Here is a 955-nt window from a genome sequence, read left to right on the forward strand (position 1 = left end):
ACCACCATCTCCACACTGCGCTGCACGCAGATCGCCACGCGATCATCCGGGCATACGCCCAACTCGCGCAGGTAATGCGCCAGACGGTTGGCGCGTGCGTTCAACTCGCCATAGGTCAGCGACACCTCGCCTTGCACTACCGCGATGGCCGAGGGTGTCCGTGCCACCTGTGCCTCGAACAATTCATGCACACAGGCATCGCGCGGATAATCTGCTGCCGTTGCATTCCACTCCATCAACACCTGATGACGCTCGGCATCGTCCAGCAACGGTAGACGATCTACTACCTGATTTTCGGCGCCGTCGGCCACCATCGCATCCAACAGATGCCGCCAATGCCCTATCCACCGCTCCAGCGTCGAACGCTCGAACAATGCCGTGGCATAGATCAGACTACCGACCGACGATCCCCTCATTGCTCTCAACCAACGACAACGACAGGTCGAACTGTGCGCTTGTCTGCGCAACGCCCAATCCGCTGGCATCGAGCTCGCCAAGATCCAACTCGCCCTGCGGTGTGTTCTGCCACGCGAACATCACCTGGAACAGCGGCGTATGCGCCAGACTGCGCGGCGGTTGCAGCAGTTCGACCACCTGCTCGAACGGGATGTCCTGATGCGCCTGCGCTTGCAGTGTGCGGTTCTTTACCGAGGCCAGCAATTGCGCCAGCGTCGGCGAGCCGGACAGCTCCACTCGCAACGCCAGCGTGTTGACGAAGAAGCCGATCAGCCCCTCGGTTTCCGATCTCCCGCGATTGGCCACCGGACTGCCGATCACCACATCGTCCTGGCCGGATAGACGCGATAGCAGCAATGACCAGCTCGCCAGGAGCGTCATGTACAGCGTCAGGCCATGGCGCTGGCTCAGGGCCTTCAACGCCTGTGTCTGTTGCGGATCGACGATGACCTCCAGCATCGCCCCGGCATGGTCCTGACGCGCTGGACGCGGACGATCC

Annotated in this window: 2 protein-coding genes; both read right to left on the reverse strand. The window is 61.9% G+C overall.

Features of this window, described 5'->3' with window-relative positions; translation table 11 throughout:
* A partial coding sequence (locus XANALMUS060_RS21660) for an AMP-binding protein (RefSeq protein ID WP_045739485.1) occupies positions 1 to 416 on the reverse strand: 416 nt, incomplete at its 3' end.
* Positions 394 to 955, reverse strand: a 562-nt coding sequence (locus XANALMUS060_RS21665; protein ID WP_200894115.1) for a condensation domain-containing protein, incomplete at its 5' end; no start/stop codon positions are given. The genes XANALMUS060_RS21665 and XANALMUS060_RS21660, both read right to left, overlap by 23 nt.

The organism is Xanthomonas sp. MUS 060 (assembly GCF_000963215.1).
Classification (GTDB): Bacteria; Pseudomonadota; Gammaproteobacteria; order Xanthomonadales; family Xanthomonadaceae; genus Xanthomonas_A.